Origin of the sequence: Nonomuraea bangladeshensis, from assembly GCF_039529455.1 — a bacterium.
In the GTDB taxonomy this organism is placed as follows: Bacteria; Actinomycetota; Actinomycetes; order Streptosporangiales; family Streptosporangiaceae; genus Nonomuraea; species Nonomuraea bangladeshensis.
This window is the reverse complement of the sequence record NZ_BAAAMV010000008.1, coordinates 650,662-660,799: the sequence shown is the minus strand read 5'-3', so window position 1 is coordinate 660,799 and position 10,138 is coordinate 650,662. Positions and strand designations below refer to the sequence as shown.

Sequence of the window (10,138 nt, the reverse complement as noted above, 5' to 3'; positions counted from 1 at the left end):
TGGTGATCGTGGGGGCGCCCCACTTCTTCTCCAGCACGACGTTGCGGCCCTTGGGGCCCAAGGTCACCTTGACGGCGTCAGCGAGCTGGTTCATACCGCGCTCGAGACCGCGCCGGGCGTCCTCGTCGAATGCGATCATCTTGGACGTCATTCCTGCTCCTGTGCTCTTCGATGGGGGAGGCCCGGGACGGCGCCCGCGACGGACGGTCCGTCGAGGGCGGCCGGCCTGCCCTCGGGACCTCGCCGTCCCGGCCTGCGTCGGATGATGGGCGATGGGCGGGCTTGACTGCCGGCCGCCTGCCGACACTATAACCACATCTTGCGTGCCACGCATTATGTGCGTGCCACGCAATGAATGTAGAGTTCTGTCATGAACGACGACGCCATGAACCTGCGGGCGCGCCACAAGCAGTCCACGCGCGAGGCGATCAGCCATGCCGCGCTCCGGCTGGCCATCGACCAGGGGCCCCACGGGCTGGCGCTGGTCCGCGTCCAGGACATCGCCTCGGCGGCGGGGGTTTCACCGCGCACCTACAACAACTACTTCTCCAGCCGGGAAGAGGCGATCTGCTCCTTCCAAGCGGATCAGTCCAGACGCGCGGGACAGGCGCTGGCCGCCCGGCCGGCCGACGAGCCGCTGGATCGCGCCATCATCGCGGCCATGCTGGAGCTGTACACCGACCCCGAGCCCGACAGGGCCGGACTGCGGATGATCATGTCGACGCCGGAGCTGGAGGGCGAGGCGCTCAAGGCGTTCACCATGGCCGAGGGGCCGCTCGCCGAGGCGATCGCGGCCCGCGCGGGGATGGACCCGGAACGTGACCTCTTCCCTGCCGTCACCGCCGCCGCGGTCGCCGGGGCCATCCGCGTGGCGGGGCGGCACTGGCTCGCCCCCGGCAGCGCCGCCTCCTTCGCCGACGTCGTGCGCGACGCCCTCGCCTGTGTCGTTCCTCCCGCACCGGCTCCGCGGTCGCGTCCTTGACACCTTATATGCCACGATGGCTATATAGCTAGCCAGGCAATTACGACCCGGGGAGAGCCATGAGCACGCTCGGAACGGTGCACAGGACCGAAGACGGCCGCGTCGCCCTGCGATTCGAACGCAGACTCCGGCACCCGCAGGCCAAGGTCTGGCGCGCGATCAGCGAGACCGATCAGCTACGTGCCTGGTTCGTGCAGCTCCTGGACTACGACCGGTTCCGGTTCGACCTCGTTCCCGGCGCCAGGATCGCCTTCGTCGACCGGCAGGGGACGATGGCCGGCGAGGGCGAGGTCGTCCGGGTCGATCCGCCGAAACTGCTGGAGTACACGTGGGGCTCGGAAATCCTGCGCTGGGAGCTGGAGCCTGACGGCGACGACGCATGCCGGCTGGTGTTCACGAACATCGTCGACGATCCTGACGCCGCACCCGCGCTGGGCGCCGGCTGGCATGCCGGGCTGGACGCGCTGGAGGCACTGCTGCACGGCCGCCCGACCGATGCCTCCGTCAGTCACGAGCTGCAGGCCGCATATCAGCGGGCCTTGGCATGAAAACCGCCTTCGAGGTCCTGGCGGAGCCCCGGCGGCGGGAGATCCTCGACCTGCTGCGCGACGGTGAACGCCTGGCCGGGGACCTCGTCGGCCGGCTGGACCTTACACAGCCGGCGGTGTCCAAGCACTTGAAGGTGCTGCGCGAGGCCGGCCTGGTCGAGGTCCGCAAGGAGGCGCAGCGCCGCTGGTATCGGCTGCGGCCCGAGCCTCTGGCGGACATCGACGCCTGGCTGGCGCCGTACCGGCGGTTGTGGAGCGATCGACTTGACGCGCTTGAACGCCACCTCGACACGACACCGGACGACTGAGCGGAATCCCAGCATCATGTCCGGCTCGTAGCTGATCGGGCGAACAGGCGCTGATGACGATCTCCCCGGCGGCGCCCGGGAGCGCCGAGCGGAGGCCGGACCTGGGCAGGCCAGGGCCCGAGCGGGACGGGACATGGGCGGGCGTGGGGCGTGGGCGGGCCGGGGCCCGAGCTGGCCAGGGGGCCTGAGATGGCCGGGGGTCCCGAGCTGGTGTGGGGCATGGGCGGGCGTGGGCGGGCCGAGGCATGAGCTGGCAGGGGACCCGAGCGGGCCGGGACATGGGCGGGGCATGGGGCATGAGCGGGCTGGGGCCCGAGCTGGCCAGGGCATGGGTCGGCGGGGGCGTGGGCGGGCCGGGGTTGGCGGTGCGGTGCCGTACCCCGGTCCCCGGCGGGCCTCGGGAGCCTCAGCCATCTTCGAGTGTGCGCCAGAACAGGAAGGATCTCGGTGCCGCGGCGGGCGAGGTGCCTCGGCCCCGGCCCTTCGTTCGTCGCCCGCCGCGGTGTCCGCCGGTCGTCAGAGCCGGCGCAGGACCGCCACGACCTTGCCCAGGACGCTGGCCTCGTCGCCGGGGATCGGCTCGTAGTTCGGGTTGTGGGGGACCAGCCAGATGTGGCCGTCCTTGCGCTTGAACGTCTTGACCGTGGCCTCGCCCTCGATCATGGCGGCCACGATGTCGCCGCTCTCGGCGACCGGCTGCTGGCGTACGACGACCCAGTCGCCGTCGGCGATGGCGGCGTCGATCATCGAGTCACCGGCGACCTGCAGGAGGAACAGGGTGCCCTCGCCGACGAGCTGCTTCGGCAGCGCGAAGACGTCCTCGACGCTCTCCTCGGCCAGGATGGGCCCACCAGCGGCGATGCGGCCGACGAGCGGGACGTACGCGGCGGTTGGGCGGCTGACCGTCAGCTCCTCGTCGGTGGCGTCGGGGTCGACCCACATCACGGGCTCGCCCGGCAGGCGCACCTCCAGAGCGCGGGGGCGGTGCGGGTCGCGCCTGAGGTAGCCCTTGCGCTGCAAAGCGGTCAGCTGATGAGACACGCTGGAGGTGCTCGTCAACTGCACGGCCTCGCCGATCTCCCGCATGGAGGGCGGATATCCGCGCTGCTGCACCGAGTCGCGGATCACTTCCAGGATCTTGCGCTGCCTGGGCGTGAGGCCCAGGGAGTCGCGTCGGCGCACCGCGAGGTCGCTGACCCCGTTCGCGTCATCCCGCTCGGTCATGCTGCTCCTCCTCGCCCGGATGCCTGCCTCACCGGCGAAGCTCCCGTTCTGTGGTCTTCATGTCGCACACCGCGACCGTATCCCGAATGAAGATCATCTTCAAACAATTGTTCGAGTCTTCCTCGAAATCGGCGCGAGTGTGGTGTACAACATCGTACGGGAGTTCGATCGACACCGTGTTCGATTTGCTGATCTTATTTGGCCTTTTCCTCGGGCCACACGGCGGGAGGTCAACCATGCGAACGACCACAAACACGGACACGACCAGCGAAGACGCCAAACGCCTCACGCTCATCGCCGACGCCACGCAGAGCAAGGACCGACGTCCAGACAATACGCGGGCGGAGGCCGGGGGCCGCGGAAATTCCGGCAAGAGGTTGGGGTTCCCTCCGGGCGGTTCGGGAAGGCGCGGGGGCTCTTCACCCGGCGCAGGTGACGGTGCTGCCCGAGACGCCGGTTTTGACGCCGTTCGGGGTGCCGTTCGGGGTGTCGGCGGCTCGGGGCAGGGGAGGCCCCGGCTGCGCCTGGTCCCCCCGCCCCGCCCGGACGAGGACGGCACCTGCGAGGAGCCGCCCCCGGGGCGTGACGACCGCCGGCGCGCGTCCGAACGTCGTCGTCCAGGAGCCGAGGGCTCGTCCGAGACCCGCGGCTCGCTGAAGGCGGTGCGGCGGGGGCCGCCGACGGGCCGCCGCATACCCGCCCCGAGGCGACCGGACGGCGCTCCCGCCTGGGGGGCGGACGCTGTCGAGGGGCCCACAGTCCCACAGCGGGAGGAGCGGGAGGAGCGGGATGCTCGGAGCGAGGGACGGCGAGGGTCAAAGGCCGGTACGGGTCGGGGAGGGCCTGGAACCGGCAGACGCTTCCGCCTCGGCCTGAGACGCCCCCGCCGCCTCGGGAGGGACACGCCCGCGTCGCCGCAGGCTGCGATCAAGTCCCGCAGGGGGAGAGCGGCGCCCGTTGGCCGGGAGGCGGCTGGACAGGGCGCCGTCCTCCCGGCTCCGGTAGGCGATCTTCCGCGCTCGGCGGGCGGTGCGTCCGGTGGGCGCCGGCTCTCCTTGGCTGGGAGCGGTGTCACTGAGTCCTCGGGGGCGCGGTGCGGACGTCCGGCTGGGGGAGCCGGGCGTCCGAGGGCGCGGCGCGGCCGGCTGGGCGGGGTTCGCCGGCGAGCGGAGGCGGCGCCACCGGTGCGGTTGACGAGACGCGGGCGGGCCGTGGTGGTCGTGGCGATGGTGTTGCTGTCGCTCGCCGGCTACTGGCTCGGCACCCGGACGGCCAGTCATGCGGCGGCGCAGGCCCCTGCGTCTGGGCACGCCGCGCTCTTCTCGGTGGTGGTCCATGAAGGCGAGGCGCCGAGGAGTTTGTAGGAGTACGGCGGTGCCCCGGGGTACGGCACTCGGCGGCGATCCGCCGAGTGGCGTCTCGGGGTGATGGGTGCCGGTCGCGGTCCCCTAAGCGCTCTCGCGACGGCGTCGGGTGGCGAGTGTCGGGTCATCCCTGGAGTCGGCGGCCGCCGCCGCGCCGCTGACGCGGCCGAGTCGGTGGGGCCGAGTCGGCGCGGCCGAGTTGGTGGGGCCGAGTTGGTGGGGTGCGCATCCATGCCGCTGGTGGGGCCGGGCCGGTGAGGCCGAGCTGGTGGGGGTACGCTGTCGTGCCGCTGGCGGGGTCGATCCGGCGGGGTCAGGCTGGCGGGGTGCGCCGCCGCGCCGCTGGCGGGATCGAGCGGCTGGGGCCGAGCCGGTGGGGTGCGTTGCCGCGCTGCTGGTGGCAGCCGGTGGGGTCGAGGAGGATTTGCTCGCCGGCGCCGATGGGATCAACTCGGTCGTCCGCGCCCACCTCTACCCCGACGAGGACCCGCCGCCGTGGAACGGCCTGGTCCTGTGGCGCGGCGTGACGTGTAGGCGAGCCGTTTCGCAGCGGACGATTCATCATCATGGCCGGGGCGGGACGGGGGCGTCCGGCGATCCGGTTGATGAGCGTCGCTGGTCCCGATGAAGTAGGCGACGAACGTGGCGGTGCCGGTGGGGTCCGTGCAGCCGGGCGTCCGTGCCCTTCGACCTTTTTCGGATGCGTCTAACGCCATAAAAGGGCCTTTGGCCAGGGGAAGCGGCGAGGTGACCGGGCAGGCTGAGGTGTCCGGTACCGTTGTGAGGTTTGTTCACCACCGTGGCGGTCAGCAAGGGGTGTGACGCCCTCCGACGCGACACGCCGGGCCCCTCCGGGCGCGCGTGTGCTGATCAGCCACTTCGATCGGGCGGCGCCGCTCAACTTGCGTTCATGGTCGCGCGCTTCTACGGTTGGACCACAACATCTAGTAGTTACACCGATGTAGTTCACCACACCTTGTGTTTTCGTGACCGCTCCATGGTTCTCCATGGGGTGTGCGCGAGCGTCCCGTCATGGCGGTCCGGCGGTGCGTTGTGGTGGCCGGGTCTAGGAGGCGAGCGCGTGCACTGTCCGTTCTGTCGCCACCCTGACACCAGGGTCATCGACAGCCGCTCCACGGACGACGGCGCGGCCATCAGGAGGCGCCGCACGTGTCCGGAATGCGGGCGTCGCTTCACCACCCAGGAGACCGTACTGCTCATGGTGAGCAAACGCAGCGGGGTGACGGAGCCGTTCTCGCGGGACAAGGTCGTCGCGGGCGTGCGGCGGGCGTGCCAGGGCAGGCCGGTCAGTGAGGATTCACTGGCCCAGCTCGGGCAGCGGGTGGAGGAGGCCATCAGGGCCAAGGGCGCGGCCGAGATCCCGTCCAACGAGGTGGGCCTGGCCATCCTGGGCCCGCTGCGGGAGCTCGACGAGGTGGCCTACCTGCGGTTCGCATCGGTGTACCGCGGTTTCGAGAGCCTGGCGGACTTCGAGGCCGAGATCAGGCAGTTGAAGGCGGAGAAGGGGGAGTCGTGACGGAGACGGCCAGCGGTTCAGTGGCACGCGGGGGCAAGCGTCCGCGCAAGGGACTGAAGATGAAGCGGATCTTCACCAAGCCCGGCGTGCACCCGTATGACGAGATCCAGTGGGAGCGCCGCGACGTCGTCATGACCAACTGGCGCGACGGCTCGGTGAACTTCGAGCAGCGGGGCGTCGAGTTCCCCGAGTTCTGGTCGGTCAACGCGGCCAACATCGTGACCACCAAGTACTTCCGCGGCGCGGTGGGCACGCCGCAGCGCGAGTGGAGCCTGAAGCAGCTGATCGACCGGGTCGTGGGCGTCTACACCCGTACGGGCATCGAGCACGGCTACTTCGCCAGCGACGAGGACGCCGAGATCTTCGACCACGAGCTGAAGCACGCCCTGGCGCACCAGGTGTTCGCGTTCAACTCGCCCGTGTGGTTCAACGTGGGGACGCAGTCGCCGCAGCAGGTGAGCGCGTGCTTCATCCTCTCCGTGGACGACACGATGGAGTCGATCCTGGAGTGGTACAAGGAAGAAGGCGTGATCTTCAAGGGCGGCTCGGGGTCGGGGGTCAACCTGTCCCGGATCCGCTCGTCCAAGGAGCTGCTCAGCAGCGGTGGCACCGCCAGCGGGCCGGTGAGCTTCATGCGCGGCGCGGACGCCTCCGCGGGCACCATCAAGTCGGGCGGCGCGACCCGCCGGGCGGCCAAGATGGTCGTCCTCGACGTCGACCACCCCGACATCGAGGAGTTCATCGAGACCAAGGCGCGCGAGGAGGACAAGGTCCGCGCGCTGCGCGATGCCGGCTTCGACATGGACCTGGGCGGCAAGGACATCGTCTCCGTCCAGTACCAGAACGCCAACAACTCCGTGCGCGTCTCCGACGAGTTCATGCGCGCGGTGGAGAAGGGCGACAAGTTCGGCCTGCGCGCCCGTCTCACCGGCGAGGTCATCGAGGAGATCGACGCCAGGGACCTGTTCCAGAAGATGGCCAAGGCCGCCTGGGAGTGCGCCGACCCCGGCGTCCAGTACGACGACACGATCAACGACTGGCACACCACCCCCGAGACCGGCCGCATCACCGCCAGCAACCCGTGCAGCGAGTACGTCCACCTGGACAACTCCTCCTGCAACCTGGCCAGCATCAACCTGCTGAAGTTCCTGAAGGACGACAACACCTTCAACGTCGCCGACTTCGTCAAGCTGACCGAGCTGATCATCACCGCGATGGACATCTCGATCTCGTTCGCCGACTTCCCGACCGAGAAGATCGGCGAGACGACGCGGGCCTACCGGCAGCTCGGCATCGGCTACGCCAACCTGGGCGCGCTGCTCATGGCGACCGGCCACGCCTACGACTCCGACGGCGGCCGGGCCGTGGCCGCGGCGATCACGTCCCTGATGACCGGTGTGTCCTACCGGCGCAGCGCCGAGCTGGCCGGGGTCGTGGGCGCGTACGAGGGCTACGCCAGGAACGCCGAGCCGCACAAGCGCGTCATGCGCAAGCACGCCGCGGCGAACGACGACCTGCGCACGGTCGGCACCATGGACGCCACGATCCACGCCCAGGCGTCCCGCGAGTGGTCGGAGTGCCTCAAGCTGGGCGAGAGGAACGGCTACCGCAACGCCCAGGCCAGCCTGCTCGCCCCCACGGGCACGATCGGCCTCATGATGGACTGCGACACGACCGGCATCGAGCCCGACCTGGCGCTGGTCAAGTTCAAGAAGCTCGTCGGCGGCGGGTCCATGCAGATCGTCAACCAGACGATCCCGCGGGCGCTCAAGCTGCTCGGCTACCAGCAGGAGCAGATCGAGGCCATCGTCGAGTACATCGCCGAGCACGGCCACGTCGTCGACGCGCCGGGCCTGCGCCAGGAGCACTACGAGGTGTTCGACTGCGCGATGGGCGAGCGGGCGATCGCTCCCATGGGGCACGTGCGGATGATGGCGGCCACGCAGCCGTTCCTGTCCGGCGCGATCTCCAAGACGGTCAACCTGCCCGAGTCGGCGACGATCGACGACATCGCGCAGGTCTACATGGAGGGCTGGAAGCTCGGCCTGAAGGCCCTGGCCGTCTACCGCGACAACTGCAAGGTCGGCCAGCCGCTCTCGGTCGGCAACGGCGCCAAGAAGGAGGAGCCGGCCGCCGAGGTCGCCGAGCCGGAGATCAAGGTCATCGAGGTCAACCGGCCGACCCGCCGGCGCATGCCCAACCAGCGGCCGAGCACCACCACCCGCTTCACGGTGGGCGGCGCCAAGGGCTACATGACCGCCTCGTCCTACCCCGACGACGGGCTCGGCGAGGTGTTCCTCAAGATGTCCAAGCAGGGGTCGACGCTGGCGGGCGTCATGGACGCCTTCTCGGTCGCGATCTCGATAGGGCTCCAGTACGGCGTGCCGCTGGAGACGTACGTCTCGAAGTTCGTCAACATGCGCTTCGAGCCCGCCGGCATGACGGACGACCCGGACATCCGGATGGCCGCGTCCGTCATGGACTACATCTTCCGCCGCCTGGCGCTCGACTACCTGCCGTACGACGAGCGGGCCGCCCTCGGCCTGTTCTCGGCGGCGGAGCGGGCCGCGCAGCAGCGCGGGGAGGACCCGGCGGCGCTGCAGGAGGCGGTGGACCGTGAGGCGCTGGCCCAGTCGGCGCCGATCGAGGAGAAGCAGAAGCCCAAGCAGGCCGCCGAGCCGGAGTCGGTGGCGGCGGGTCAGGAGCTGACGCTGGAGAGCCACCAGCGCTTCGTCGCCGACGCTCCGCTCTGCATGACCTGCGGCACCAAGATGCGGCCGGCGGGCAGCTGCTACGTCTGCGAGGGCTGCGGCTCCACGAGCGGCTGCAGCTGAGGCGATCGTCTCCTCCGGGCCCGCCGCGGCCCGGAGGAGACCGGCCGCGAGGCTGGTCGAGGGCAGGAGCGCCAGGCCGACGTCCCGTCATCAGGGGCGTCGGCCTTCGTTCCCTCCAATAGTTGACATGACATATATGTTGTGTCATTGATTAGGTATGGCACATGAACCCACACTGGTCTTCGTCCCCTGCTTCTCGGGTGCTCCGTGGGAGCTCGGGCGGCTCGCTCCGCTGGCGCACCGGCCGCTGCGCACGTACCGGCTGCCCGAAGGGGTGGACGACATGGAGGTCTACGCCGACCACCTCGCGGCGCAGGTCGCGGACCTGGACGACTACGTGCTGGTCGGCGACTCGTTCGGGGCGAACGTCGCGCTCGCCCTCGCCGTACGCCGGCCGGCCGGGCTGCGGGGCCTGGTGATGTCGGGCGGGTTCGCCGCCGACCCGGTGTCGTCGCCGCTCTGGAAGGGGGCGATGCGGGTCATGGGCAGGCTGCGGGGCGGGCTGTACCGGCAGGTCGTGCTGCGGGCGCACGCCCGGCGGCTGTCCTCGCCGCACGACGGGGAGGGGCAGGTGCCCTGGAGTGCGGCCGACAGCCGGCGGCTCTTCCTGGACAACACGCCGGCGGCGTCGTTCGGGGCCCGGGTGACGGCGGCGCTCGCCGCCGACTACACCGCCCGGCTCGGCCGGGTGGAGGCGCCCACGCTGATCATCACGCCGTCCCACGACGAGCTGATCGGCCCGGAGGCGGCCGGGATCATGCGGACCGGCATCCCCGGCGCTCGCGAGGTGGTGCTGGAGCGCACCGGGCACATGTTCCGGTTCACGCATCCGGTGACGTACGCGCGGGCGGTCGAGGAGTTCCTGGCCAGGGTCGGCGAGGTGGCGCATGCGGGCCGCTGAGGAGCTGCGCTACCTGATCCTGGCCGCGCAGCGGGAGGGCAACCGGCTGCTCGCCCAGGCCCTGCGGCCGCTCGGGGTGACGCCCTCCCAGGCCGAGGTCATCCGCGTCCTGGGCGAACACGGCCCGCTCAGCCTCAACGGCCTCGGGGAGCTGCTGGTCTGCGAGAGCGGCAACAGCCCGAGCCGGCTCGCCGATCGGCTGGTCACGGTCGGCCTGGTCAGGCGGGACGTCCCGCCGTACGACCGCCGCGCCGTCGAGCTGTCCCTGACCGAGGAGGGGGTCCGGCTGGGGCGGCGGATCGCGGAGGTCGAGGAGGAGTTCTACCGGTCCATCGACGCCGCCGCCGAGGGCCGCGACCTGGGGCCGGTCCTCGGCTTCCTGCGGGCCTTCGTCGGTGACCTGCCCGCGGGGCAGGCGCTCGCCCGCCGCCTCTGACCGG

Annotated in this window: 9 protein-coding genes; 8 read left to right on the top strand and 1 reads right to left on the bottom strand. The window is 70.7% G+C overall.

Going from position 1 to position 10,138, the window contains the following annotated elements:
• Positions 1–370 precede the first annotated feature (370 nt).
• The 3 genes from ABD292_RS29160 (at position 371) to ABD292_RS29150 (ending at position 1,838) form a co-directional block, all read left to right on the top strand.
• Positions 371–982 carry a TetR/AcrR family transcriptional regulator gene (locus tag ABD292_RS29160; protein WP_344212793.1) on the top strand — a complete coding sequence of 204 codons (612 nt, stop codon included), beginning with the start codon at positions 371–373 and terminating at the stop codon, positions 980–982.
• Between the two features lie 77 nt (positions 983–1,059).
• A complete protein-coding gene (locus tag ABD292_RS29155) occupies positions 1,060–1,530 on the top strand; it encodes an SRPBCC family protein (RefSeq protein ID WP_344212791.1) in 471 nt (156 codons plus the stop codon).
• Positions 1,527–1,838, top strand: coding sequence for an ArsR/SmtB family transcription factor (locus tag ABD292_RS29150; protein ID WP_329592267.1), 312 nt, complete (start codon positions 1,527–1,529; stop codon positions 1,836–1,838). Before ABD292_RS29155 ends, ABD292_RS29150 begins: the two co-directional genes overlap by 4 nt.
• A gap of 516 nt (positions 1,839–2,354) precedes the next feature.
• On the opposite strand, the gene lexA is transcribed toward ABD292_RS29150, so the two are convergent.
• Complete coding sequence (lexA, locus tag ABD292_RS29145) at positions 2,355–3,062, bottom strand: transcriptional repressor LexA (RefSeq protein WP_091092259.1); 708 nt, start codon at positions 3,060–3,062, stop codon at positions 2,355–2,357.
• A 1,184-nt stretch (positions 3,063–4,246) separates the two neighbouring features.
• Between lexA and ABD292_RS29140 the strand changes: the two genes are divergently transcribed.
• From ABD292_RS29140 to ABD292_RS29120, 5 genes are all read left to right on the top strand, one after another.
• Positions 4,247–4,426: a hypothetical protein gene (locus ABD292_RS29140; RefSeq protein ID WP_344212787.1), complete on the top strand. Its 180-nt coding sequence runs from the start codon at positions 4,247–4,249 to the stop codon at positions 4,424–4,426.
• A gap of 1,081 nt (positions 4,427–5,507) precedes the next feature.
• Positions 5,508–5,963, top strand: coding sequence for a transcriptional regulator NrdR (gene nrdR / locus ABD292_RS29135; RefSeq protein ID WP_168016843.1), 456 nt, complete (start codon positions 5,508–5,510; stop codon positions 5,961–5,963).
• On the top strand, positions 5,960–8,797 hold the full coding sequence (locus ABD292_RS29130; RefSeq protein WP_344212784.1) for a vitamin B12-dependent ribonucleotide reductase: 2,838 nt from the start codon (positions 5,960–5,962) through the stop codon (positions 8,795–8,797). Before nrdR ends, ABD292_RS29130 begins: the two co-directional genes overlap by 4 nt.
• Positions 8,798–8,954: 157 nt before the next feature.
• Positions 8,955–9,698 carry an alpha/beta fold hydrolase gene (locus ABD292_RS29125; protein ID WP_344212782.1) on the top strand — a complete coding sequence of 248 codons (744 nt, stop codon included), beginning with the start codon at positions 8,955–8,957 and terminating at the stop codon, positions 9,696–9,698.
• The gene (locus ABD292_RS29120) at positions 9,685–10,134 is read left to right on the top strand and encodes a MarR family winged helix-turn-helix transcriptional regulator (RefSeq protein ID WP_344212780.1); all 450 of its coding nucleotides are present in this window, start codon (positions 9,685–9,687) and stop codon (positions 10,132–10,134) included. The genes ABD292_RS29125 and ABD292_RS29120 overlap by 14 nt, the downstream gene beginning before the upstream one ends.
• Positions 10,135–10,138: the final 4 nt, after the last annotated feature.